Raw genomic sequence first — 1145 nt, 5'->3', positions numbered from 1 at the left:
CGGGGGTCACCACGTGGGCGACCAGGCGGGCGCCGCCGCCGGGGGCCGGGCGGGCCACCACCGCCACGTCGGCGACGCCCGGGCAGTCGCGCAGGGCCGCCTCGATCTCGCCCGGCTCGATGCGGAAACCGCGGATCTTCACCTGGTGGTCGGCGCGTCCGAGGTAGGCGAGGTCACCGTCGGGCAGCAGCCGCACCAGGTCGCCGGTGCGGTACATGCGGCTGCCGGGCGGCCCGTAGGGGTCGGGCACGAAGCGCTCGGCGGTCAGGGCGGGGCGGTCGCGGTATCCCCGGGCCACCCCGGCGCCGGAGACGTACAGTTCGCCGACGGTGCCGGGCGGCACCAGTCGCCCGGTGTGGTCGAGCACGTAGCCGTGCTGTCCCGCCAGGGGGAGGCCGATGGGCGAGGGCGCGGGGCCGTCGGGGTCGTCGGCGGTGATCTCCCGGAAGGTCACGTGCACGGTGGTCTCGGTGATGCCGTACATGTTGACCAGGGCGGGCCGTTCCCCGGCGGGGCCGGCGAACCAGTCCCGGTAGTCACGGGTGTCGAAGGCGTCGCCGCCGAAGACGACGGTGCGCAGCGCCAGGTCGGCGAAGGAGGCGCCGTGCCGCTCCAGGTGGGCGCGCAGCCCCTTGAAGGCGGCGGGGGTCTGGTTGAGGACCGTCACGCCCTCCTCGCGCAGCAGTCGGTGGATCGCGGCGGGGTCGCGCACCTCCTCGACGGTGGGAACGACGACCCGTCCGCCGGTGGCCAGCGCTCCCCACACCTCCCAGACGGAGAAGTCGAAGGCGGGCGAGTGCAGCAGGGTCCACACGTCCCCGGGGCCGAAGTCGAAGTGTCGGTCGGCCGCGTCGAGCAGCCGGGCGAGGTTGCCGTGGGTGATCTCCACGCCCTTGGGCCTGCCGGTGGAGCCGGAGGTGTAGATGATGTAGGCGAGGTCGTCCGGTTCCGGCCGGGCCGGTTCCCCGGTCCGGGGGCCGGGGTCGGGGGCGTCCCCCGACCCGGCGCCCCGGACGGGCAGGGTGCGGACGGGCAGGCCGCGCACGGCGGCGGCACCGGTGTCGTCCGTGACGACCAGGCGGGCCCCGGCGTCGGCGAGGGTGTCGGCCCGGCGGGCCCGGGGGTGGGAGCTGTCTCTTATACAC

At 75.7% G+C, this 1145-nt stretch carries 1 protein-coding gene; it reads right to left on the bottom strand.

Translation table 11 applies throughout. The annotated features are described in order from the left end of the window. Positions 1 to 1145, bottom strand: a 1145-nt coding sequence (locus tag FOE67_RS26390; RefSeq protein ID WP_182667339.1) for an amino acid adenylation domain-containing protein, incomplete at both ends; no start/stop codon positions are given.

The sequence above is a fragment of the Streptomyces calidiresistens genome (assembly GCF_014141525.1).
GTDB classification, from domain to species: domain Bacteria; phylum Actinomycetota; class Actinomycetes; order Streptomycetales; family Streptomycetaceae; genus Streptomyces; species Streptomyces calidiresistens.
The sequence above is the reverse complement of the archived record's forward strand: the minus strand, read 5'-3'. Positions and strand labels throughout refer to the sequence as shown.